19 protein-coding genes are annotated in these 21,800 nt (G+C 66.1%); 1 reads left to right on the forward strand and 18 read right to left on the reverse strand.

Annotation, left to right across the window (positions count from 1 at the left end):
- Positions 1-3: 3 nt before the first annotated feature.
- The 18 genes from AC0IYU_RS01655 to AC0IYU_RS01740 form a co-directional block, all read right to left on the reverse strand.
- Positions 4-1,020: an NADP-dependent oxidoreductase gene (locus tag AC0IYU_RS01655; protein WP_472112277.1), complete on the reverse strand. Its 1,017-nt coding sequence runs from the start codon at positions 1,018-1,020 to the stop codon at positions 4-6.
- Between the two features lie 25 nt (positions 1,021-1,045).
- Entirely contained in the window at positions 1,046-1,510 is a 465-nt protein-coding gene (locus AC0IYU_RS01660) for a PaaI family thioesterase (RefSeq protein ID WP_472112280.1), read from the reverse strand.
- Between the two features lies 1 nt (position 1,511).
- Positions 1,512-2,306 carry an SDR family oxidoreductase gene (locus AC0IYU_RS01665; protein ID WP_435440295.1) on the reverse strand — a complete coding sequence of 265 codons (795 nt, stop codon included), beginning with the start codon at positions 2,304-2,306 and terminating at the stop codon, positions 1,512-1,514.
- Positions 2,307-2,339: 33 nt separating this feature from the next.
- Entirely contained in the window at positions 2,340-2,642 is a 303-nt protein-coding gene (locus tag AC0IYU_RS01670; RefSeq protein WP_472112283.1) for a Dabb family protein, read from the reverse strand.
- 23 nt (positions 2,643-2,665) lie between these two features.
- Positions 2,666-2,944: a hypothetical protein gene (locus tag AC0IYU_RS01675; RefSeq protein WP_472112285.1), complete on the reverse strand. Its 279-nt coding sequence runs from the start codon at positions 2,942-2,944 to the stop codon at positions 2,666-2,668.
- On the reverse strand, positions 2,944-4,797 hold the full coding sequence (locus tag AC0IYU_RS01680; RefSeq protein ID WP_472112287.1) for an acyl-CoA dehydrogenase: 1,854 nt from the start codon (positions 4,795-4,797) through the stop codon (positions 2,944-2,946). The genes AC0IYU_RS01675 and AC0IYU_RS01680 overlap by 1 nt, the downstream gene beginning before the upstream one ends.
- Positions 4,794-5,273 (reverse strand): PaaI family thioesterase, encoded by a 480-nt coding sequence (locus tag AC0IYU_RS01685; protein WP_472112290.1) that lies wholly within the window; start codon positions 5,271-5,273, stop codon positions 4,794-4,796. Before AC0IYU_RS01685 ends, AC0IYU_RS01680 begins: the two co-directional genes overlap by 4 nt.
- 2 nt (positions 5,274-5,275) lie before the next feature.
- Positions 5,276-6,451 (reverse strand): acetyl-CoA C-acyltransferase, encoded by a 1,176-nt coding sequence (locus AC0IYU_RS01690; RefSeq protein WP_472112292.1) that lies wholly within the window; start codon positions 6,449-6,451, stop codon positions 5,276-5,278.
- Between the two features lie 40 nt (positions 6,452-6,491).
- The gene (locus AC0IYU_RS01695) at positions 6,492-7,967 is read right to left on the reverse strand and encodes a M20 family peptidase (RefSeq protein ID WP_472112295.1); all 1,476 of its coding nucleotides are present in this window, start codon (positions 7,965-7,967) and stop codon (positions 6,492-6,494) included.
- A 30-nt stretch (positions 7,968-7,997) separates the two neighbouring features.
- Positions 7,998-10,103 carry a 3-hydroxyacyl-CoA dehydrogenase NAD-binding domain-containing protein gene (locus AC0IYU_RS01700; protein WP_472112298.1) on the reverse strand — a complete coding sequence of 702 codons (2,106 nt, stop codon included), beginning with the start codon at positions 10,101-10,103 and terminating at the stop codon, positions 7,998-8,000.
- A gap of 148 nt (positions 10,104-10,251) precedes the next feature.
- The gene (locus tag AC0IYU_RS01705; RefSeq protein ID WP_116909044.1) at positions 10,252-10,947 is read right to left on the reverse strand and encodes an ABC transporter ATP-binding protein; all 696 of its coding nucleotides are present in this window, start codon (positions 10,945-10,947) and stop codon (positions 10,252-10,254) included.
- A 4-nt stretch (positions 10,948-10,951) separates the two neighbouring features.
- Complete coding sequence (locus AC0IYU_RS01710; protein WP_435440303.1) at positions 10,952-11,722, reverse strand: ABC transporter ATP-binding protein; 771 nt, start codon at positions 11,720-11,722, stop codon at positions 10,952-10,954.
- On the reverse strand, positions 11,719-13,068 hold the full coding sequence (locus AC0IYU_RS01715; protein ID WP_472112300.1) for a branched-chain amino acid ABC transporter permease: 1,350 nt from the start codon (positions 13,066-13,068) through the stop codon (positions 11,719-11,721). Before AC0IYU_RS01715 ends, AC0IYU_RS01710 begins: the two co-directional genes overlap by 4 nt.
- A gap of 4 nt (positions 13,069-13,072) precedes the next feature.
- Entirely contained in the window at positions 13,073-14,026 is a 954-nt protein-coding gene (locus AC0IYU_RS01720) for a branched-chain amino acid ABC transporter permease (RefSeq protein ID WP_435487018.1), read from the reverse strand.
- A 103-nt stretch (positions 14,027-14,129) separates the two neighbouring features.
- Positions 14,130-15,362 carry a branched-chain amino acid ABC transporter substrate-binding protein gene (locus AC0IYU_RS01725; protein WP_472112302.1) on the reverse strand — a complete coding sequence of 411 codons (1,233 nt, stop codon included), beginning with the start codon at positions 15,360-15,362 and terminating at the stop codon, positions 14,130-14,132.
- Positions 15,363-15,580: 218 nt separating this feature from the next.
- Positions 15,581-16,810 carry a branched-chain amino acid ABC transporter substrate-binding protein gene (locus AC0IYU_RS01730; protein WP_472112305.1) on the reverse strand — a complete coding sequence of 410 codons (1,230 nt, stop codon included), beginning with the start codon at positions 16,808-16,810 and terminating at the stop codon, positions 15,581-15,583.
- Positions 16,811-16,951: 141 nt separating this feature from the next.
- The gene (locus AC0IYU_RS01735) at positions 16,952-18,595 is read right to left on the reverse strand and encodes a 3-(methylthio)propionyl-CoA ligase (RefSeq protein WP_472112308.1); all 1,644 of its coding nucleotides are present in this window, start codon (positions 18,593-18,595) and stop codon (positions 16,952-16,954) included.
- A 115-nt stretch (positions 18,596-18,710) separates the two neighbouring features.
- Complete coding sequence (locus tag AC0IYU_RS01740; RefSeq protein ID WP_472112310.1) at positions 18,711-20,537, reverse strand: carboxylesterase/lipase family protein; 1,827 nt, start codon at positions 20,535-20,537, stop codon at positions 18,711-18,713.
- A gap of 139 nt (positions 20,538-20,676) precedes the next feature.
- Here AC0IYU_RS01740 and AC0IYU_RS01745 point away from each other — a divergent pair, with 139 nt between their 5' ends.
- The gene (locus AC0IYU_RS01745) at positions 20,677-21,771 is read left to right on the forward strand and encodes an AraC family transcriptional regulator (RefSeq protein ID WP_472112313.1); all 1,095 of its coding nucleotides are present in this window, start codon (positions 20,677-20,679) and stop codon (positions 21,769-21,771) included.
- The last annotated feature ends 29 nt before the right edge of the window (positions 21,772-21,800 follow it).

Here is a 21,800-nt window from a genome sequence, read left to right on the forward strand (position 1 = left end):
GGCTCAGATCAGCTTGACCAGTTGCTTGCCGAAGTTCTTGCCCTTCAGCAGCCCCAGGAAGGCCTCGGGTGCCGCCTCGATGCCCTGCGCAACCGACTCGCGCGGCTTGAGCTTGCCGCTGCCCACCAGCGCACCGAGCTCGGCCAGCGCCTCCGGCCACACCTCCATGTGCTCGCTGACGATGAAGCCTTCGATCTTCAGGCGGTTGATGAGGATCAGCGCCGGGTTCGCGAGCGGCAGCGGCGCGCCGTCGTAGCCGGCGATCATTCCGCACAGCGCCACGCGAGCGAACGCATTGCAGCGCAGCAGCACGGCGTCGAAGATGTAGCCGCCCACGTTCTCGAAGTAGCCGTCGATGCCGTTCGGGCAGGCTTCCTTCAAGGCGGCGCTCATGCTCTTGACGTCGGGGTGCTGCTTGTAGTCGATGCATGCGTCGAAGCCGAGTTCGTCGGTCACGTACTTGCACTTGTCGGGGCCGCCCGCGATGCCGACCACACGCAGGCCGCGTGCCTTGGCCAGCGCGCCGAAGGCGCTGCCGACCGCGCCGCTGGCCGCCGTGATGACCACGGTCTCGCCGGCCTTGGGCGCAATGATCTTCACCAGGCCGTACCAGGCGGTGACGCCGGGCATGCCGACCGCGCCGAGGTAGTGCGACAGCGGCACGTGCGTGGTGTCGACCTTCTTCAGCGCGCCGGGCTGCGAGGCATCGACCACGCTGTATTCCTGCCAGCCGCCGAAGCCGACCACCTTGTCGCCCACGGCGTACTTGGGGTGCTTGCTCTCGACCACTTCGCCGACGGTGCCGCCCTGGAAGACCTGGCCCACGGGCTGGTTGGCCGTGTAGCTCTTCGAGTCGTTCATGCGCCCGCGCATGTACGGGTCGAGGCTCATGTAGTGGTGGCGCACCAGCACCTGGTTGTCATTGAGCGCGGGCGTCTCGCTCGTGACGAGCTTGAAGTTGGAGGCCGTGGCCTCGCCTTCGGGGCGGTTGTCGAGATGGATCTGCTTGTTGGTGGGCATGAATGGCTCCTGCTGGGAAATGCAATTAATCGGTGGAAGGCGGGCGCATCTCGTTGACGCTCGTCGGGCTCGTGGGGAGGCGCCGCTTCACGTACTTGAAGGTGCCGGTGGCATGGGCGCACACGCGCTCGTGCGCGTCGTAGATCTTGGCTTCGGTGAAGGCCAGCGTGGCGGTGCGGTGAATGAGCGTGCCGCGCGCGTGCAGCGGGCCGACGGAGGGCTGCATGAAGCTGGTCTTCATCTCGATGGTGACCACGCCGGACTCGGGCGACACGCTGCGCGCGGCGGCGGCCATGGTGATGTCCAGCAGCGTCATGCAGGCACCGCCGTGTGTCACGTCGAAGGTGTTCAGGTGTTCGGGCTTGGCGGTGTACAGGATCTCGGACTCGCCGCCCTCGAACTTCGTCAACTCGAAGCCGAGATGGCGGGCGAACGGAATCTGGCTCGTGTAGGAGCGGATGTTGATGTCGCTGGAATCGGAAGCAGACATCTCAGGCCCCGAGCACCACGCTGACGCCGCCATCCACCGCCATCCACTGGCCGGTGATGTGCTTGCCGGCATCGCTCGCGTACAGCAGCGTGATGCCCTTCAGGTCTTCCTCGTCGCCGAGGCGCCCGAGCGGTGCGGCGGCAGCCATGTTGTCCTCGCCGAGCGACTTGATCAGCCCCGCGGCCATCTTCGTCATGAAGAAGCCCGGGCAGATGGCGTTCACGTTGATGCCGTACCGGCCCCACTCGGCGGCCAGCGTCTTGGTGAAACCGATGACCGCTGTCTTCGAGGTGTTGTAGGCCAGCGTCTGCATGCCCGGGCCGTTGCCGTTGAGGCCGGCGATCGAGGCGATGTTGATGATGCGCCCCGTCTTCTTCGGAATCATGTAGCCGTTGGCGATCTGCTGCGACAGGATGAAGTAGCCGCGCACGTTGAGGTTCATCACCTTGTCCCAGGCCTCGACCGGGTGGCTTTCGGCCGGCGCGCCCCAGCTGGCGCCGGCGTTGTTGATGAGGATGTCGACGGCGCCCATGCGCTCCAGCGTCTCGTCGGCCAGGCGGCGGGTGTCTTCTTCCTTCGAGCAGTCGGCGGCGATCCAGCGCGCGTCGATGCCGGCGGCCTGCAGCTCGGCGGCGGCTTGTTCCAGGTCGTCGGCCTTGCGCGAACTCAGCATGATCCTGGCGCCGGCTTCGCCCAGCGCGTGGGCCATCTGCAGGCCCAGGCCGCGCGAGCCGCCGGTGATGAGTGCGGTCTTGCCGGTGAGGTCGAACAGCTGTTTGATGTTGCGGGGCGTCATGGGGTGTCTCCGTTGCTTGTGGAAGGGTCGGGTTCAGGTCTCGTAGTCCATGCACTGGCGGGCTTCGCGAACCGCGCCGATGAAAGGCTTGAGCGCCACGTGCTGCGGATGGTCCGCATAGGCCGCGAGCGCGGCGGCGTCGGTGAATTCGGCGTACAGCACCAGGTCGTAAGTGGCTTCCAGCCCGGGCTGGGCAATGGCCACCTCGAAGCAATGCGTGCCGGGCGACAGCTTGGCGCAGGCGTCGAGCAACGCCTTGGCTTTCAGAAGGTTGGTCGCCTTGTCGGCGCCCTCGGCGTGTTCCTTGAACTTCCACATCACGATGTGCTTGAGCATGGCGGGGCCTCGTCGTTCTCTTCTTACTTTTTGGTGCCGGGGGTCACGTTGTCGGGCAGGCGCGAACGCACGTAGATCAGCACGAAGCCGACGGCGGCCACGATGGCACCGGGCACGGCGATGGTCCAGCCCAGCGCCGCATCGGTGCGGCCGGTGGCAATGCCGAGGATCATGACGAACAGGCCGCCGTAGATCAGGATCCAGATCCACTTTTCGAGCCGCGCATGCGGCTTCGGCGGCTTGGCGGCGGGGGGCGAGGTGTTCGGGGTGGGGTTGGCGTTCGGCGAATTGTTGATGGCCATCAAAAGGCGTCCTCGGGCAAAGCGGTACAGGTCGGGTCGCGGGTTTCGACCACCTGGAGCCAGGCACCGATTTTGGGCAGCTCGTAGTGGAAGAAATAGTCCGTGGCGCCAATCTTGCCAGCTGTTACCGCCCTCGCCTTTTCACCGTCGATGTCCAGGGCCCTTTGCGCCACGTCGAGCCAGATCCAGGCCAGCACCGTGTGGCCGAAGGCCTGCATGTAGGGCACCGCATTGGCCAGTGCATCCGCCGGGTCGCCGGTGGACCAGGCGGCCTCGGTCGCGCTGCCGATGCGCTGCAGCGCGGCGCCCAGCGCCTTGGCGTGGGCCGCCAGCGACGGCACCTTGGCCGCGCGGCCGATGGTGCCGGTCATGCGCCCGGCCAGCAGTTGCAGGCCACGGCCCTTTTCCATCAGCACCTTGCGGCCCAGCAGGTCGGCCGCCTGGATGCCGTGCGTGCCCTCGTGGATCATGTTCAGCCGGTTGTCGCGCCAGTACTGCTCCACCGGAAAATCGCGCGTGTAGCCGTAGCCGCCGTGCACCTGGATGGCCAGCGAATTCGCCTCCAGGCACCACTCGCTGGGCCAGCTCTTGGCAATGGGCGTGAGCACCTCCAGCAGCAGGCGGGCGTCGTCGGCGGCTTGCGCGTCGCCGGTCTTCTGCTCGTCGACCAGGCGTGCGCAGTACAGCTCCAGCGCCAGCGCGCCCTCGCAATACGACTTCTGCGCCAGCAGCATGCGCCGCACGTCGGCGTGCTCGATGATGCGCACCTGCGGCGCGGCCGAGTCCTTGGCGACGGCGGTGCCGGCGGTCTCGGGCTTCTTCACCAGCCGTCCCTGCGGACGGCTCTTCGCGTATTCGAGCGAGGCGTGGTACCCCGCCATGCCCAGCATGGTGGCGGCCGTGCCGACGCCGATGCGCGCCTCGTTCATCATGTGGAACATGCAGTGCAGGCCCTTGCCTGGCTCGCCGACCAGGTAGCCCACCGCCCCCGCCTTGCCGTCGACCGGGTACTTGCCTTCGCCGAAGTTCAGCAGCGTGTTGGTGGTGCCGCGCCAGCCCAGCTTGTGGTTCAGGCCCGCCAGCGCCACGTCGTTGCGCTCGCCGGTCAGCGCGCCCTGCGTGTCGACCATGCGCTTGGGCACGATGAACAGCGAAATGCCGCGCGTGCCCGGCACCAGCTTGCCGTTCTCGTCGGGAATCTTGGCCAGCACGATGTGCACGATGTTCTCCGTCAGCTCGTGGTCGCCCGACGAGATCCACATCTTGTTGCCTGTGAGGCGATAGCGCGGGCCCAGCGGGTCGGCCTGGAAGTCGGCGCCGTCGGGGACCGCGCGCGTGGCCACGTCGCTCAGCGACGAGCCGGCCTGCGGCTCCGACAGGCACATGGTGCCGGCCCAGCGGCCCGAGAACTCGTTCTTGGCGAACACCTCTTTCTGCATCTCGGTGCCGTGCACCATCAGCAGGTTGGCGTTGCCGCTGGTGAGCATGTTGGAGCCGATGCTCACCGAGGCCATCGCGAAGAAGCTGTTGGCCGCGGCCGACAGCGTGTAGGGCAGCTGCATGCCGCCGATGTCGTAGTCCTGCGCGGCGCTCATCATTCCCGACTCGACGAAGGCCTTGTGCGCGTCGTGCGTGGCCTTCGGAAGAACGACCTTCTCGCCGTCGAAGTGCGGCTCCTGCGTGTCCACGGTGCGGTTGAACGGCGCGTATTTCTCGCGCGCGATGCGCTCGCAGGTGTCGAGCACCGCGTCGAAGGTTTCGCGCGAGTGATCGGCAAAGCGTTCGCGCTGGTTGAGCGACTCGGCGTCGAGCCAGTCGTAGAGCAGGAAGTCGAGGGTGGAACGCAGGCTCATGGTGTGTCTCTTCGGTCGTCTTGCTTCTTCGGGGAATCGGGCAACTTCGCGATGGTGCCCTGCGCCAGCGCGCAGAGCTTCTCCACGCCGTCGGCCAGCACAAAGATCTCGCAGGTGCAGACCGCCTGCGAACTGCCGGTGTGCACGGCCCTGGCACGCGCGACCAGCCGCTCGCCGAGGGCGGGCCGCACGTAGTTGATCTTGAATTCGGAGGTCACCACCGGCACGCGCAGCGCCGTGCCGCCGGCAAAGGTCAGCGCGTTGTCGGCCATGTAGCTCACGATGCCGCCGTGGGCGAAGCCGTTCTGCTGCTTGAGCTGCGCGCCGAGCGGCAGCTGGATTTCGGCATGGCCGGGCGCGAGCGCGTGCAGCTGCGCGCCGATCAGCACGCTGAACGGCTGCGATGCGAGCACGCCGCGCCCGTAGGCCAGAACGGCTTCGGGCGAGACCTGCTGGTCGTGGCCCAAGCCGGACATGCTTACAGGACCTCGAACACGCCCGCGGCGCCCATGCCGCCGCCGATGCACATCGTGACCACGACCTTCTTCGCGCCGCGGCGCTTGCCCTCGATGAGCGCGTGGCCCGTCAGGCGCTGGCCGCTCACGCCGTAGGGGTGGCCTACCGCGATGGCGCCGCCGTCCACGTTCAGGCGGTCGGCCGGAATGCCCAGCTTGTCGCGGCAGTAGATGACCTGCACGGCGAAGGCTTCGTTCAGCTCCCACAGGTCGATGTCGTTGACCGTGAGGCCCAGGCGCTTGAGCACCTTCGGAATGGCGAAGACCGGGCCGATGCCCATTTCGTCGGGCTCGCAGCCGGCCACGGCGAAGCCGAGGAAGCGGCCCAGGGGCTTCAGGCCCTTCTGCTCGGCGTACTTTTCGTCGACCACCACGCAGGCGCCGCCGCCATCGGAGAACTGGCTGGCATTGCCGGCCGAGATCAGGCCGCCGGGCATGGCCGGGCGGATGCCGCTGATGCCTTCCTTGGTGGTGCCCGCGCGAATGCCTTCGTCGTTCTCGACGGTGACTTCCTTGGTGCGCAGGCCCAGCACGGGGTCGGCCACGCCGGCCAGCACGGTGATGGGGGCGATTTCTTCCTTGAAGCGGCCGGCTTCCAGCGCGGCCGTGGCCTTCTGCTGGCTGGCGGCGCCGTACTCGTCCATGGCGTCGCGGCCGATGTTGTAGCGCTTGGCGACCTGCTCGGCCGTCTGCAGCATGTTCCAGTAGATCTCGGGCTTGTGCTTCACGAGCCAGGGGTCGGCCAGCATGTGCTTGTTGGCTTCGTTCTGCACGCACGAGATGCTCTCGACGCCGCCGGCCACGTACACCTCGCCTTCGCCCGCAATGATGCGTTGCGCGGCGGTGGCGATGGTCTGCAGGCCCGAGGAGCAGAAGCGGTTGATGGTCATGCCCGAGGTGGTGATGGGCAGGCCGGCCCGCAGCGCGATCTGGCGCGCGATGTTGGAGCCGGTCGCGCCTTCGGGTGTGGCGCAGCCCATGATCACGTCGTCCACCGAGGCGGGGTCGATGCCGGCGCGCTGCACCGCATGCTGTACCGCATGGCCGCCGAGCGTAGCGCCGTGCGTCATGTTGAAGGCACCCTTCCAGCTCTTCGCGAGCGGCGTGCGGGCGGTGGAAACGATGACGGCGCTGGTCATGGTGAGGTCCTTTGAAGATGGAAGGGAAAAGAGGGGGTCGTCATGGCGCCGGAGCAGCGAGGGTGTTGCTCAGGAGCTGGTGATAGAAGCCGATCATCTCGCCGTAGTTCGAGATGGCCAGGCGTTCGTTGTTGCCGTGAAAGCGTGCCAGGTCCTCGCCCTTCACCCGGAACGGCGAGAAGCGGAAGACGGCGTCGCTCACGAGGCTGAAGTGGCGCGAGTCGGTCGCGGCGGTCATGAGGCCGGGGGCCACCACCGCGTCGGGAAAGCTCTGGCGCACCGCCTGCTGGATCGCGCGGTAGCCGGTGCTGTCGGTCGACGACACGGGCGACGGCTCGGCGTTGCCGGGATACTGCTTGATCTTGATGTCGTCGTTGGCCAGGGTCTTGCGCAGGTGCGCCTCGACGCTGGCCAGCGAGTCGCCCGGCAGGATGCGGAAATTGACGGCGGCCTCGGCGCGCCCGGGCAGCACGTTGTCCTTGTTGCCGGCGCGCACGATGGTCAGCGCGGTGGTCGTGCGCAGCATGGCGTTGCTGCTCGGGCTTTTCTCGAGCTGGCCACGCACCAGCGGCTCGGTGAGCCACAGGTTGGACAGCATCACGCGGTTGACGCCGCTCATCTCGGGGGCCAGCGCGCCGAACATCTGGCCGGCCACGCCCTGGATGTTGCCGGGCATCGGGTGGGCTTCGAGCCGTGCGAGCGCCGCGCTCATGCTGCCGATGGCGCTGTGCTGCGGCGGCATCGACGAATGGCCGGGGGCCGTATCGAGCGACAGGAAGAAGGTGCCGTAGCCCTTTTCCGCCAGGCCGATGAGTGCCGCGGGCTTGCTCAGGCCCGGCAGCACGCCGTCGAGCACCAGCAGGCCTTCGTCGAGCACCCAGTCCAGGCGCACGTTGCGCGACTTGAGCAGCTCGGCAATGGGCAGCGCGCCGCGCAGGCCGCTGACCTCTTCGTCGTCACCCATCACGAGGTAGACGGTTTGCTTCGGCTTGAAGCCTGCGCCGATGAGCAGCTCGATGGCTTCCATCTGCGCGAAAAGATTGCTCTTGTTGTCGAGCGTGCCGCGGCCCCAGATGAAGCCGTCCTTGATCTCGCCCGCGAAGGGGTCGACCGTCCAGGCCTTCTCGGTGCCCGGAGCGATGGGCACCATGTCCTGGTGCGCCATCAGCGCGATGGGCTTGGCTTGCGGATCGGTGCCGGTCCATGTGTAGAGCAGCGCCTTGTTGCCCACGACTTCCTTCTTCAGGGTGGCGTGGACCTTGGGGAATTGCTGCTCGAGGTAGGCGTGCAGCTTGTCGAACTCGGCCAGGTTGGCGGCCGAGTCGTCAAGGCTGGAAACGGTGCGGAACGTGATCGCTGTAGACAGCCGCTTGGCGGCCGCCTGCAGGTCGATGTTCAGCTTGGCTGCCGGCGCCACCGCCAGCTGCTGCGTCGGCGTGGTCCAGGTCTTCACCGCCACGGCGGCCACCAGCAACACGATGGCCAGCAGCAGCCCGAGAAAGATGCGTTTCAACATTGGCGGTTTGGCCCTGGGCGCGGTTCAGTCTCAGCCGAAGGACTTGCCTTCGGCCACCAGCTTCTGGATCAGCGGCGCGGGCTGCCAGAACTCGGCGTCGTCGAGCGGGTTCTTCGCAAAGCGCTTCATCGTCTCGGCCACGTTGTACAGGCCGACCTGCGATGCGTAGTGCATCGGGCCGCCGCGCCAGATCGGAAAGCCGTAGCCCGTGAGGTACACCATGTCGATGTCGCCGGACTTCGAGGCGATGCCGTCTTCGAGGATGTGCGCGCCTTCGTTGACCAGCGCGTACACCAGGCGCTGCACGATTTCTTCATCGGAAATCTTGCGCGGCGTGATGCCCAGTTCCTTGCGGTGGTCCTCGATCATCTTGTTGACGAGCTCCGAAGGAATCGCGTCGCGCTTGCCGGCCTGGTAGTCGTACCACCCTGCGCCGGTCTTCTGGCCGAAGCGGCCCAGCTCGCAGAGCTTGTCGGCCGTACGGCTGTACTTCATGTCGGCGCGCTCGGTGGCGCGGCGCTTGCGAATGGCCCAGCCGATGTCGTTGCCGGCCAGGTCGCCCATGCGGAACGGGCCCATGGCAAAGCCGAACTTCTCGATGGCCTTGTCGACCTGCTGCGGCAGCGCGCCTTCGTCCAGCAGGAAACCGGCCTGGCGCGAGTACTGCTCGATCATGCGGTTGCCGATGAAGCCGTCGCACACGCCGGAGACCACCGCGGTCTTCTTGATCTTCTTGCCAATGGCCATGACCGTGGCCAGCACGTCCTTGCCCGTGGCCTTGCCGCGCACCACTTCGAGCAGCTTCATCACGTTGGCGGGGCTGAAGAAGTGCATGCCGACCACGTCCTGCGGACGGTCGGTGAAGGCGGCGATCTTGTCGACGTCGAGCGTGGAGGTGTTCGAGGCCAGGATCGCGCCCTTCTTGGCGACGCGGTCGAGTTCCTTGAACACCTTTTCCTTGACGCCCAACTCTTCGAACACGGCCTCGATGATCAGGTCGGCGTCCTTCAGGTCGTCGTAGCTCAGCGTGGTGCTCAGGAGCGCCATGCGCTGCTCGTACTTGTCCTGCTTGAGCTTGCCCTTCTTGACCTGGGCTTCGTAGTTCTTCTTGATGGTGGCGACGCCACGGTCGAGCGCCTCTTGCTTCATTTCGAGGATCTTGACGGGGATGCCCGCGTTCAGGAAGTTCATCGAGATGCCGCCACCCATGGTGCCGGCGCCGATGACGCCCACGGCCTTGATGTCGCGCTTGGGCGTGTCTTCGGCCACGTCGGGAATCTTGCTCGCGGCGCGCTCGGCCATGAACAGGTGGCGCAGTGCCAGCGATTCGGGCGTGAACATCAGCGAGGTGAAGATGCGGCGCTCTTCCGCCATGCCGGCGTCGAACTTCAGCTTGGTGGCGGCCTGCACGGCGTCCACGCATTGCAGCGGCGCGGGGTAGTTCTTCGACATGCCGCCGACCATGTTCTTGGCGAACTGGAAGTAGGCGTCGCCTTGCGGATGCTTGCACGGCAGGTTGCGCACCAGCGGATGCGCTTCACCGGTCTTGCCGCCCACGCTCTTGGCGAAGGCCACGGCCTCTTCGAACACCGATTCGGTCGATGCAGCCAGCCGGTCGAACAGCTTCTGCCCAGGCAGGCTCGCGAGCAGTTCGCTCTTCACGGGCTCGCCGCTGACGATCATGTTCAACGCGGTCTCGACACCGATCACGCGCGGCAGGCGCTGCGTGCCGCCGGCGCCGGGAATGAGGCCCAGCTTGACTTCGGGCAGTGCGACGCTGGTGCCGGGCGCGGCCACGCGGTAGTGGCAACCCAGCGCCAGCTCGAGGCCGCCGCCCATGCACACCGAGTGGATGGCCGCGACGATGGGCTTGGGAGACGCTTCGAGCGCGAGGATCACGCTCAGCAGGTTGGGCTCTTGCAGCGCCTTGGGCGTGCCGAATTCCTTGATGTCCGCACCGCCCGAGAACGCCTTGCCGGCGCCGGTGATGACGATGGCCTTGACGGCGTCGTCGGCATTGGCCTTGGCGAGGCCGTCGGTGATGCCGATGCGCGTCGAGAAGCCGAGACCGTTGACCGGCGGGTTGGTCATGGTGATCACGGCGACGTCGCCGAGCACTTTGTATTCAGCCGTCATGCTGCGTTCCTTGGTGTGTGAAGAAAAAGAAGAAAAAGCACGAGTGTTCTTTTTCGGGGGATTCTAGGCTTTTGTCGCGACGCAACAATGGCATGCAGTCGCTGCCGGGACAAGGGGAATCCGGGGCGTGGCCCGGATTCCGGGGGTGTCAAACCTCCAGCCATTCCTTGCGCGTGGTGGCATCCGCGCGCAGGCTGTCGGGCGTGCCGTCGAACACGATGCTGCCGTGGCCCATGACGAGCGCGCGGTCCGAGATCTGCATGGCAATGGTGAGCTTCTGCTCGATCAGCAGCACCGAGATGCCCTTGTCCTTCAGCGTGCGCAGATACTGCCCCACCAGCTCGACGATCTTGGGCGCAAGGCCTTCGGTCGGCTCGTCGATGATGATCAGGTCGGGGTCGCCCATGAGCGTGCGGCACAGCGTGAGCATCTGCTGCTCGCCGCCCGACAGCACGCCGGCTTCGGTGTGCTGGCGCTCCTTCAGGCGCGGGAACATGCCGTACATGTCGTCGAACTGCCAGCGGCTGCCCTTGCCGGTGCCCTTCTGTCCCAGCAGCAGGTTCTGGTGCACCGTGAGCTTGGGAAAGATGTCGCGGTTCTCGGGCACGTAGCCGATGCCGAAATGTGCAATTTCGTAGGCCTTGCGGCGCAGGATGTCCTGCCCCTTCCAGTGCAGTCCGCCCTCGGCATGCACCAGGCCCATGATGGCCTTGGCGGTGGTCGAGCGGCCCGAGCCGTTGCGGCCCAGCAGTGCGACGATCTCGCCGGGGTTCACGTCGAAGGAAACGCCATGCAGCACATGGCTCTTGCCGTAGTAGGCGTGGATGTCTTGAAGCTTCAGCATGTTGTCAGTGTCCCGCCCCTTGCGCATCGGCAACCGACGAGCCCAGGTATGCCTCCTGCACGCGCGCATTGGCACGCACGGCAGCCGGCGAATCGAAGGCGATGATCTCGCCATACACCACCACCGCGATCTTGTCGGCCAGCCCGAACACCACACCCATGTCGTGCTCCACCGTCAGCAGCGTCTTGCCGACCGTGACGTGCTTGATCAGCGAGATGAAGTGCGAGGTTTCCGTCTTGCTCATGCCCGCCGTGGGCTCGTCCAGCAGGATGACGTTCGCACCGCCCGCGATGGTCACGCCGATTTCCAGCGCGCGCTGCTCGGCGTACGTGAGGTTCACCGCGTGCACGTCGCGCTTCTTCTCCAGCCCGATCTGCTTGATGAGTTCCTCGGTGCGCTCGTTGGCGTCGTCCAGGTTCGACAGAAAGCGCAGAAAGGTGTACTTGTAGCCCAGGCTCCACAGCACACCGCAGCGCAGGTTCTCGAACACGCTCAGCTTCGGAAAGATGTTGGTGATCTGGAAACTGCGCGACAGCCCCATGCGGTTGATTTCGTAGGGCTGCTTGCCGTCGATGCGCTGGCCGTTCAGCAGCACCTCGCCGCTGGTGGGCGCCAGGCGCCCGCTGATCAGGTTGAACAGCGTGGACTTGCCCGCGCCGTTCGGCCCGATGATCGCGATGCGCTCGCCCGCGTTCACCGCCAGGTCGACCCCGCGGATGATGTCGGTCTTGCCGAAGCTCTTGCGCAGGCCCTTGAGTTCGAGTGAGTAAGTCATGCCTGTGCAACCTCCCGGCGCTTGATCTCGGCTTCGATTTCTTCCTGCGCCTGGCCCCATGCCTTCGCGAAGCGCCTGCGCACCACCTCGAAGATGCCCAGGCCCACTGCCAGCAAGGCCGCAGCGACGACCCAACTGGTGGCCGACGACGTGTCGAGCTGCAGACCCGCGAACGGCACCATGGGCCCGAGCGCTGCGTTGAGCTGCATGTGATAGATCATCTCGACGATGGCCGCGGCACCCGCCAGCATGATGGCCGCGCCGATGAACAGGCCCACGTACAGCAGGTAGAAGCGCTTGATCTTGCCGAACAGCGCCACGCGCATGTTCATCATGATCAGGCTGGCCACGCCGCCGGGCGCGAACATCACCATCAGCAGGAACACCAGGCCCACGTACAGCAGCCAGGCCTTGCTCAGCTCCGACAGCAGCACCAGCGCGAACACCAGCAGCGCCGCGCCGATGATCGGCCCGAAGAAGAAGGTCGCACCGCCCAGGAAGGTGAACAGCAGGTAGCTGCCCGAGCGCAGCCCGTTCAGGCTGTCGGCCGCGTTCACGATCTCGAAGTTGATGGCCGCCAGCCCGCCGCCGATGCCCGCGAAGAAGCCCGCGATGATGAAGGCGAAGTAGCGCACGCGCTGCGTGTTGTAGCCGATGAACTCCACGCGCTCCGGGTTGTCGCGCACCGCGTTCAGCATGCGTCCGAGCGGCGTGCCGGTGAAGGCGAACATCAGCGCGGTGCAGATGAAGCAGTACACCGCGATCAGGTAGTACACCTGGTTCTGCGGCCCGAAGGTGATGCCGAAGAACGACGTGCCGTACACGCGGTTGGTGGTGATGCCGCCTTCGCCGCCGAAGAAGCTGGGGAACATCAGCGCCATGGCCGCCACCAGCTCGCCGAGGCCGAGCGTGATCATCGCGAAGGTGGTGCCCGACTTCTTGGTCGACACATAGCCGAACACCATGGCGAAGAACATGCCGCCCAGCCCACCCACGAGCGGAATGAGCACCAGCGGAATCGGCAGCTTGCCGGCGCTGGCCAGGTTCATGGTGTGGATGGCGATGAACGAGCCCAGGCCCACGTACACCGCATGCCCGAAGCTGAGCATGCCGCCCTGCCCCAGCAGGATGTTGTAGCTCAGGCAGATGATGATCAGGTAGCCGATCTGCGACAGCATGGTGAGCGCCAGGCTGCTCTTGAAGAGCATCGGCGCCACGATCAGCAGCAGCGCGAACAGCGACCAGATCAGGATGCGGCCGATGTTCAGCGGCTTGAAGCGGTAGTACTTCTTCGGCGGGGTGCCGGTGCCGGTGGTCGCGGGGGTGGTTGTGGTTGCGGTGATCATGGCGTCAGTCCTCCCGGGTGCCAAGGAGGCCCTTGGGGCGGAAGATGAGGATCAGCACCAGGAACAGGTACGGCAGGATGGGCGCGACCTGCGAGATCGTGAGCTTGAGCAGCTCGTAGCCGAAGGTCTGGTCGGTCACGGCCATGCCGAACCACTGCAGCGCGCCCGCGAGCGACTGGTCCATGGCCACGGCGAAGGTCTGCACCACGCCGATGATCAGCGAGGCCAGGAAGGCGCCGGCCAGCGACCCCATGCCGCCGACCACCACCACCACGAAGATGATGGAGCCGACCGAGCCCGCCATGGCCGGCTCGGTGACGTAGGTGTTGCCGCCGACCACCCCGGCCAGCCCCGCCAGTGCGGCGCCGCCGCCGAACACCATCATGAACACGCGCGGCACGTTGTGGCCCAGCGCCTCGACCATGTCGGGGTGCTTGAGCGCCGCCTGGATCACCAGGCCGATGCGCGTGCGCGTGAGCAACAGCCACACCGAGACCAGCATCAGCACGGCCACCAGCATGATGAACGAGCGCGACTTGGGGAACTGCGTGCCGTAGAGCGTGAACAGTGGGCCCTGCAGCGCCTGCGGCAGCCCGTAGGGCACCGTGGAACGGCCCCACACCAGCTGCACCAGTTCGAGAATGAGGTACGAAAGGCCAAAGGTCACCAGCAGCTCGGGCACGTGGCCGAACTTGTGAACGCGGCGCAGGCAGTAGCGCTCGAAGGCCGCGCCCAGCGCGAACACCAGCAGCGGTGCGATGAACAGCGCCGGCCAGAAGCCCAGCACGCCCGAGATCGTGTAGGCGAAGTAGGCGCCCAGCATGTAGAAGCTGGCGTGTGCGAAGTTGAGCACACCCATCATGCTGAAGATCAGCGTGAGGCCGGAGCTCAGCATGAACAACAGCAAGCCGTAGCTCACGCCGTTGAGCAGCGAGATGACGAAGAATTCGACGTTCATCGGTCTTTCGTGTCAGGTGAAAAAAGAAAAAGGCCCGAGTGTTGAAGTCGGGCCTCGACCGCGTTGGCGTTTTCCGGAGCTCAGTGAGCCAGGACTCGGGAGGTCAGGAAGGACGCTTCATCTGGCACGACGTGGGCGTGCTCGCCACGTAGGCGTCGTAGTACTTCACCGGTGCCAGCGTGTAGCCGGTGTTCTCCGGGCTGTACGGGTACTTGGTGCTGGCCTTCTCCCACTTGGTGATGTACAGGCCTTGCTGCAGCTGGTGGTCGGTCTTGCGCAGCTCGACGTCGCCGTTGAAGCTCTTGAACTTCAGCCCTTCCATGGCGGCGGCCACCTTGACGGGGTCGGTCGACTTGGTCTTCACGAAGGCTTCGGTCAGTGCCTGGAACACGGTGAACACGTCGGTGGTGTAGAGGTCGTCGTTGAACTTCTTCTTGAAGTCGTCGGCGTACTTCTGCATGTCGCCGCCCATGTTGTAGTGCGCGTAGCCGACCTGGTACACCTTGCCGTCGGACGCCGCGCCCATGGCGGTGGGCGTGCCGGTGGTCACGGCGTAGTAGGTCAGGAACTTGACGTTCAGGCCCGAGTCGTTGGCCGCCTTGATGAGCAGTGCCAGGTCGGAGCCCCAGTTGCCGGTGATGACGGTGTCGGCGCCCGAAGCCTTGATCTTGGCGATGTAGGGCGAGAAGTCGCGCACCTGCGCGAGCGGGTGCAGGTCGTCGCCCACGATCTGGATGTCGGGGCGCTTGACCTTCAGGTCTTCCTTGGCGAACTTGGAGACCTGCTGGCCGTGCGAGTAGTTCTGGCCGATGACGTAGACCTTCTTGATCTCCGGCTGGTCCTTCATCCAGGTGGTCAGCGCTTCCATCTTCATCGACGTGTCGGCGTCGAAGCGGAACTGCCAGTAGCTGCACTTGGCATTGGTCAGCTCGGGGTCGACCGCGGCGTAGTTCAGGTACAGCGCTTCCTTGCCGGGGTTGCGCGCGTTGTTCTTCTCGAGCGCATCGATGATGGCCAGCGCGGGGCCGGAGCCGTTGCCCTGCACGATGTAGCGCGCGCCCTGGTCGAGCGCCGAGCGCAGCGCGCTGGTGGTCTCCTGCGGGCTGAGCTTGTTGTCGATGCCGATGATCTCGAACTTCACGCCCGCCGCGTTCTTCTTGTTGAACTCTTCGGCGAAGAACTGGAAGGTCTTGAGCTGGTTCGTGCCCACCGCGGCCATCAGGCCGGACAGGGGGTCGAGCCATGCGATCTTGACGGTTTCACCCTTCTGGGCGAGGGCACCGGTGGCGGTGGCCGCAATGACGGCAGCGGCAGCGATTTTCAGAGCGAACTTCAATCTATATCTCCTGGTCAAACCGAATCAGAACCGAATCAAAACGCAACACGAGCGTACAAGCGTTCCCAGCCCCTCCCCTCAGGGAATGCCCGTAAGAGGGTGGCCTTGAAGGCCCGTTTCTATCGCGCAGGCGACACCGCGTTCACCCAATTTGCTACCCGTTGGTAGCTCCTTGCTACCAGCGGGTAGGAATTGCCGACGAGCGTGGACAACGGCGCTCAGGGGCGCTTCATCTGGCACGTGGTGGGCGTGCTGGCCACGTACGACTCGTAGTACTTCACCGGCACATTGGTGTAGCCGGTGTTCTCCGCGTCGTACGGGTACTTGGCGCTGGCCTTTTCCCAACGCGAGATGTACAGGCCCTGCTGCAGCTGGTGGTCGGTCTTGCGCATCTCGACCTCGCCGTTGAAGCTCTTGATCTTCATGCCTTCGAGCGCCGCGGCCACCTTCACGGGGTCGGTCGACTTGGTCTTGGCAAAGGCGGCGTCGAGCAGCGCGAACACGTGGTAGATCGAGGCCTGCGTCAGGTCGTCGTTCATGCGCTTCTTGTAGCCGGCGAGCAGCTGCTGGATCTCGCCGCCCATGTTGTAGTGGGCGTAGGCCACGGTGTAGACCTTGCCGTCGGACGTGGCGCCCATGGCCGTGGGCGTGCCCGCGCCCGGCGCGTAGTAGGTCAGGAACTTGACGTTCAGGCCCGAGTCGTTGGCGGCCTTGATGAGCAGCGACAGGTCGGAGCCCCAGTTGCCGGTGATGACCGTGTCGGCACCCGAGGCCTTGATCTTGGCGATGTAGGGCGAGAAGTCGCGCACCTGCGCAAGCGGGTGCAGGTCTTCGCCCACGATCTGGATGTCGGGGCGCTTGACCTTCAGGTCTTCCTTGGCGTACTTGGCCACCTGCACGCCGTGGGCATAGTTCTGCCCGAGCAGGTAGACCTTCTTGATGTCGGGCTGGTCCTTCATCCAGGCGGTGAGCGCCTCCATCTTCATGGAGGTGTCGGCGTCCACGCGAAAGTGCCAGTAGCTGCACTTGCTGTTGGTCAGGTCGGGGTCGACCGCCGCGTAGTTCATGAACAGCAACTCCTTGCCGGGGTTGCGCGAGTTGTTCTTCTCGATGGCGTCGATGATGGCCAGCGCCGGACCGGAGCCGTTGCCCTGCATGATGTAGCGCGCGCCCTGGTCCTGCGCGGAGCGCAGCGCCGCGGTGGTCTCCTGCGGGCTGAGCTTGTTGTCGATGCCGATGACCTCGAACTTCACGCCCGACTGGTTCTTCTTGTTGAACTCTTCAGCAAGGAATTGCGTGGTCTTGAGCTGGTTGGTGCCCACCGCGGCCATGAGGCCCGAGAGCGGGTCGAGCCAGGCGATCTTGACGGTCTCGCCCTTTTGAGCGAATGTGGCGGTAACGCACACCAGCATTGCGCAGGCAGCTACTGACTTGATAGCAAATTGCATGAAGAGTCTCCAGTTTTGTTAGGCGGATGCCAGCGTACAAGCGCCCTTTTTTTCACCGCACAGGGATTGCCCGGAAGAAAAGCCGCGGGGGCGGCTTTCCTATCGCGTGCGCGACAGTGCGGCAGGGCTTGGCCTGCGGGTTCAGAGGGTCGGAAGCTTGTAGTCCTTCAGCAGCTCGCGCAGCCGCGTCTTCAGAATCTTCCCGGTAGCGCCGATCGGAATGGCTTCGACGAACACCACGTCGTCGGGAATCTGCCACTTGGCGGTCTTGCCTTCGTAGAACTTCAGCAGTTCGTCGCGGGTGACCTCGGCGCCTGGCTTCTTCGCCACGGCGATGACCGGCCGCTCGTCCCACTTGGGGTGGAACACGCCGATGCACGCAGCCATGGCCACGGCCGGGTGCGCCACGGCGATGTTCTCGATGTCGATGGAGCTGATCCACTCGCCGCCGGACTTGATCACGTCCTTGCTGCGGTCGGTGATCTGCAGGTAGCCCTCGGCGTCGATGGTGGCCACGTCGCCGGTGGGGAACCAGCCGCGGCCCTGCGCATCGGGCACGAGCGGGTCGCCGCCCTCGCCCTTGAAGTATTCCTTCACGATCCACGGGCCCTTGACCAGCAGGTCGCCGGGCGTCTTGCCGTCCCACGGCAGCTCGGCGCCATCGCTGTCGACGATCTTCATGTCCACGCCGAAGATGGCACGCCCCTGCTTCATGCGGATCTGCAGCTGCGCGTCGGGCGGCAGCGACAGGTGCTTGTTCTTCAGCGTGCACAGCGTGCCCAGCGGGCTCATCTCGGTCATGCCCCAGGCGTGCAGCACCTCGACGTTGAAGAGCTCCTGGAACGCCGTGATCATGGCCGGCGGGCAGGCCGAGCCGCCGATGACGGTGCGGTTGAGCTTGCTGAACTTCAGGCCGTGCGCCTGCATGTGGCCCAGCAGCATCTGCCACACGGTGGGCACGCCGGCGGCGAAGGTCACGCCTTCGGCCTCGATCAGCTCGTACACCGACTTGCCGTCCAGCGCCGGGCCGGGGAACACGAGCTTGCAGCCGACCAGCGCGGCCGAGTACGGAATGCCCCACGCGTTGACATGGAACATGGGCACCACCGGCAGCACCGAGTCCTGTGCCGACAGGCGCATGACGTCGGGCAGCGCGGCCGCGTACGCATGCAGCATCGTGGAGCGGTGGCTGTAGAGCGCGGCCTTGGGGTTGCCCGTGGTGCCGCTCGTGTAGCACATGCTCGAGGCCGAGTTCTCGTCGAAGGTGGGCCATTCGTAGTCGGTGGGCTGCGCGCCCATCCAGCTTTCGTAGCTCACGAGGTTGGGCACGCCGCTGTCTGTCGGCAGCTTGTCGGCGTCGCACAGCGCCACCCATTTGCGGATGGCCGGGCACTTGGCGTGCACGGCCTGCACCAGCGGCAGGAAGCTCAGGTCGAAGCACAGGATCTGGTCTTCGGCGTGGTTGGCGATCCACGCGATCTGGTCGGGGTGCAGGCGCGGGTTGATGGTGTGCAGCACGCGGCCGCTGCCGCTCACGCCGTAGTACAGCTCCAGGTGGCGGTAGCCGTTCCAGGCCAGCGTGGCGATGCGGTCGCTGAACAGCAGCTGCTCGCCGTCCAGCGCGTTGGCCACCTGCCTGGCACGCGATGCGATGTCGCTCCATGTGCAGCGGTGAATGTCGCCCTCGACACGGCGCGAGACGATCTCGCCGTCGCCGTTGTGGCGCTCGACGAACTCGATCAGCGACGAGATCAAAAGCGGTTGGTCTTGCATCAAACCCAGCATCTACGGACTCCTGAAAGAAATGACTTCATGAAAACTTGGCGATCAATGGATTCACGCAAGCTTCGGCCACTTCCACAATGACACAAACCCGCACTGCACGATTGAACGAAGCGGCTCACTCCACGCCGTTCTGCAGCGCGGTGGGCGTGGCGTCGAACAGCAGCTTCGACGGCCAGGGCGCCCAGGTTGCACCAAGTTCGGGCGTATTCGGGTCGCCCTTGCGCATGAAGGCGCCGATGCTGGCCATCACGGCGCCCGACAGCGCCAGGCGCCCCTTCTCGTTGGCCTTGCCGCCGATGGTGTTCGAGAGCACCGACAGCCCGAAATTGCCGAACACGAACGGCAGGTCGAACGCATGCGCCGCGCCGTACACCTCGTTCCAGGGGTAGGCCTCCTGCGCCCAGTCGAGCCGGTAGCTCCACAGGTTGGACTGGCGCGTCTTCATGGTGTCGAGCAGGTTGTCGCGGTTGGCCTCGAACAGCAGGCTGGTGACGAGCCGAGTCTTCGCGTTGTAGCCCGTCACGGCGGTACCTACCGGCAGGTAGGACGCATCGATGATGTCGCCCGAGGTGAGCGTCTGCGCGGCCGCATCGGGGTTGAAGTTCATCATCAGCGTGAGGCGCGCGGCGTCGTCGATCTTCCAGCCCGGGTTGCCGCCGAACAGCGGCAGCAAGGATGCGAACAGCTTGCCTTCCTCGCGCGTGTTGCCCGCGATGGTCGGCACCTTCACGTACTGGTCGGCGGCAATGGCGTCGATCGGGTTCAGGGGTATCACCGTGCCGTCGGGAATGGGCGCCACTGCGCTCAACCCGGCGTTCAGCACCGTGGTCAGCAGCGCCCCGCCCTCCTTCGCGCGCAGGTAGGCGGCAATCTGGGCCGGTGTGCGCGAGGCGATGTAGGTGGCGGCGGCCCCGGCATTGGCCGCGGTGCCATCGGCCACGAGCAGGCTCTTCAGAATGCCGTCGCCCTGCGCGAGCGACACCGAAGCCGGGTTCAGCGCCGGCGACGCGCCGGGCTTGCCCACGAGGTTGCTCGCCATGGAAATGCCGCCGCTCATTTCGATGACCTTGTGGAACAGGCCCTTGGCCATCGGCGAGGTCATGATGGCCAGCAGGTTGGTGGCGCCTGCCGATTCGCCCGACAGCGTGACGTTGCCCGGGTCGCCGCCGAAGGCGGCCACGTTGTTCTGGATGAAGCGCAGCGCGGCCATGTTGTCGAGCAACGCGAAGTTGCCCGAGTCGTCGCCCGCGGTGCCGCCGGGGCGCAGCTGCGGCACGTTCAAAAAGCCCAGCACGCCGAGCCGGTAGCTGGCGGTGATGACCACCGCGTTGGCGGCCTTGGCCAGCTTCGCGCCGTCGTACAGCGGGTCGGCCGTGTAGCCAGAGATATTGCTGCCGCCGTGCACGAACAGCAGCACCGGCAGCTTCTTGTCGGTAGTGGCCGGGCGCCACACGTTGACGAACAGGCAGTCTTCGCTGCCGAGCGGCTTGCCCAGCGTGGAAACGATGGTGGCGTCGTAGGTGTTGTTGGCGCCGGGGCCGAAGATGCGGCCGATCTGCAGGCAGGCCGCGCCGAAGGTCTTCGCCGCGCGAATGCCGCTCCAGGCTTCGGGCTCGACCGGGGCGCGCCAGCGCAGCTCGCCGGACGGCGCCTTGGCGAAGGGCACGCCCTTCCAGAACCAGGTGCCCGAAGCGGCGCTGTCGTCCACGCCTTCGATCTTGCCGGCCGTGATCTGGCGGACCATGGGGCCGTCGGCCACGGGCTCGGGTGGGGGCGCAGGGGCCGGCGCGGGCGCACTCGGCAGGAAGGCGAAGCCGGGCGAGCCCGACGATCCGCCGCCGCAGGCCGCGAGGGCCGCCGTTGCCGCCACGATGGCGATGGCCCTGGCCACCGCCGCCTTTCCTGCCGCGCCCTGGTCCTGTGCTGCTGCCGCTGTCTTCATGTTTTGTCTCCACACCGGGTTAATCGGAATTCCTGGCTCGGTGCGCGGCGGCCATACTGGAATTCGACCGGGCCGCCGCGCACCAAAAAATTCTAGAAACGGGCGCCGTTTTCACCGCTATCGCAAGCGAGCCAAATCAATGACTTCAGAAGCCTCCACGTCGCGCCCCGTGCGCCGGCCGTCGCGCCGCCCCGGCTGCACGCAGCCGGAGCTGCGCACCAGCTCGGCGGCGTGGCTCGAAGGCGTGCTGTCGATGTTCGAGGCCGAGGGGCTGGACGTGCCCCAGCTGCTGCGCGACGCCGGCTTCGACCCCGATTCGCTGCACCGGCAGAACGCCCGCATCCCGGTCGACGAGATCACCGTGCTGTGGCAACTCGCCGTGGCGCGCGCCGGCAAGGCCACGCTGGGGCTGCACCGCGACTTCGCCTCCACGCACAGCAAGCTGGGCACGGTCGGCCATGCCATGGCCTGCAGCCCCGACCTGGGCGCGGCGCTCGCGCGGCTGGCCCGCTACATGGCCGTGATCTCGGACGCGACGGCGTTCTCGCTCCAGGCCGACGCGCGCGGCTGCTGGCTGGTCATGGAACACACCGGCGGCAGCCTGCCCATTCCGCGGCAGCGCGTGGAGTTCGCCTTGCTCACCACGCTCGTGCAGTGCCGCTGGCTGACGCGGCGCGACGTGCAGCCGCTGGCCATGGAGTTCGTCTACCCCGCGCCCGCCAGCGACCGGCTGCACCGCGAGGCCTTCGGCTGCGACGTGCGCTTCAACGCCGCGGCCAACCGCCTGCTGGTTTCCGCCGCCGACATGGCCATGCCGCTGCCCACCGCGCATCCGGTGCTCGGCGAGATGCAGGAGCACCTGCTCGACGACCAGCTCACCCTGCTGGGCCAGACCACCACCAGCAGCCTGGTGTGCGCCGAGATCGCGCGCCGGCTGCAGCACGGCGAGCCGCGCCGCCAGGACGTGGCCTCGGGCCTGGGACTGGCTGAGCGCACCCTGCAGCGCCGATTGCAGGAAGAGTCGGAGTCGTTCCAGTCGCTGCTCGACCGCACCCGCCGCGAACTGGCGCAGCAGTACCTGGCGGAAGACCGTCACACGCTGACCGACGTGGCCGACATGCTGGGCTTCGTGGACAGCAGCAACTTCTTTCGCGCCTGCAAGCGCTGGTTCGGCGTGCCGCCGGCGCAGTACCGGGCGCGCATCTGGCACGGCCCGGCGGCGCTGGCCGCCTGAGCGATCGAACCGGGCGCGGGCCCCGATGG

The sequence above is a fragment of the Variovorax sp. AC103 genome, from assembly GCF_979254005.1.

Excerpts from the sequence above, each read along its gene's own strand:
- AC0IYU_RS01675 (WP_472112285.1), bottom strand. The coding sequence starts at position 2,944 with ATGGCCATCAACAATTCGCCGAACGCCAACCCCACCCCGAACACCTCG.
- AC0IYU_RS01745 (WP_472112313.1), top strand. The coding sequence starts at position 20,677 with ATGACTTCAGAAGCCTCCACGTCGCGCCCCGTGCGCCGGCCGTCGCGC.
- AC0IYU_RS01700 (WP_472112298.1), bottom strand. The coding sequence starts at position 10,103 with ATGACGGCTGAATACAAAGTGCTCGGCGACGTCGCCGTGATCACCATG.
- AC0IYU_RS01665 (WP_435440295.1), bottom strand. The coding sequence starts at position 2,306 with ATGACGCCCCGCAACATCAAACAGCTGTTCGACCTCACCGGCAAGACC.
- AC0IYU_RS01740 (WP_472112310.1), bottom strand. The coding sequence starts at position 20,537 with ATGAAGACAGCGGCAGCAGCACAGGACCAGGGCGCGGCAGGAAAGGCG.
- AC0IYU_RS01655 (WP_472112277.1), bottom strand. The coding sequence starts at position 1,020 with ATGCCCACCAACAAGCAGATCCATCTCGACAACCGCCCCGAAGGCGAG.
- AC0IYU_RS01680 (WP_472112287.1), bottom strand. The coding sequence starts at position 4,797 with ATGAGCCTGCGTTCCACCCTCGACTTCCTGCTCTACGACTGGCTCGAC.
- AC0IYU_RS01730 (WP_472112305.1), bottom strand. The coding sequence starts at position 16,810 with ATGCAATTTGCTATCAAGTCAGTAGCTGCCTGCGCAATGCTGGTGTGC.
- AC0IYU_RS01670 (WP_472112283.1), bottom strand. The coding sequence starts at position 2,642 with ATGCTCAAGCACATCGTGATGTGGAAGTTCAAGGAACACGCCGAGGGC.
- AC0IYU_RS01690 (WP_472112292.1), bottom strand. The coding sequence starts at position 6,451 with ATGACCAGCGCCGTCATCGTTTCCACCGCCCGCACGCCGCTCGCGAAG.
- AC0IYU_RS01685 (WP_472112290.1), bottom strand. The coding sequence starts at position 5,273 with ATGTCCGGCTTGGGCCACGACCAGCAGGTCTCGCCCGAAGCCGTTCTG.
- AC0IYU_RS01735 (WP_472112308.1), bottom strand. The coding sequence starts at position 18,595 with ATGCTGGGTTTGATGCAAGACCAACCGCTTTTGATCTCGTCGCTGATC.
- AC0IYU_RS01695 (WP_472112295.1), bottom strand. The coding sequence starts at position 7,967 with ATGTTGAAACGCATCTTTCTCGGGCTGCTGCTGGCCATCGTGTTGCTG.
- AC0IYU_RS01720 (WP_435487018.1), bottom strand. The coding sequence starts at position 14,026 with ATGAACGTCGAATTCTTCGTCATCTCGCTGCTCAACGGCGTGAGCTAC.
- AC0IYU_RS01710 (WP_435440303.1), bottom strand. The coding sequence starts at position 11,722 with ATGACTTACTCACTCGAACTCAAGGGCCTGCGCAAGAGCTTCGGCAAG.
- AC0IYU_RS01705 (WP_116909044.1), bottom strand. The coding sequence starts at position 10,947 with ATGCTGAAGCTTCAAGACATCCACGCCTACTACGGCAAGAGCCATGTG.
- AC0IYU_RS01660 (WP_472112280.1), bottom strand. The coding sequence starts at position 1,510 with ATGTCTGCTTCCGATTCCAGCGACATCAACATCCGCTCCTACACGAGC.
- AC0IYU_RS01715 (WP_472112300.1), bottom strand. The coding sequence starts at position 13,068 with ATGATCACCGCAACCACAACCACCCCCGCGACCACCGGCACCGGCACC.